This is a genomic window from Ochrobactrum sp. SFR4, assembly GCF_019730395.1.
GTDB lineage: Bacteria > Pseudomonadota > Alphaproteobacteria > Rhizobiales > Rhizobiaceae > Pseudochrobactrum.
Genome location: NZ_JAAPBB010000423.1, coordinates 1 through 344, shown reverse-complemented (window position 1 = coordinate 344; position 344 = coordinate 1). Strand labels below are relative to the sequence as shown.

1 protein-coding gene is annotated in these 344 nt (G+C 62.5%); it reads right to left on the bottom strand.

Annotation, left to right across the window (positions count from 1 at the left end):
• Positions 1-344 (bottom strand): ParB/RepB/Spo0J family partition protein (locus HBA93_RS19655; RefSeq protein WP_502910151.1); only part of this gene is annotated, 344 nt, incomplete at both ends.

Sequence of the window (344 nt, the reverse complement as noted above, 5' to 3'; positions counted from 1 at the left end):
CCTGACGGGCATGGTCAGAACTGACACTGAAGGCCATGAGCTGCTCCAGCGTCATGCCGTCCTCGGCATAGACGTCTAGCAATGCCGGGGAGACGGAGACCAGACGCAGGCGCTGCTTCACCACCTTGGCATCCACGAAGAAGGCGGCAGCGATGGATTCCTCTGTCATCCCCTTTTCGCGCATGGCCTGGAAGGCGCGGTACTGGTCGAGCGGATGCAGCGGTGCGCGCTCGATGTTCTCGGCGAGCGATACCTCGTCGATCAGCACATCGGCGCTGGCTTCCGACACCACACACGGAACCGGCGCAAATTTGGCGAGGCGCTTCTGCCTGACCAGCAGTTCC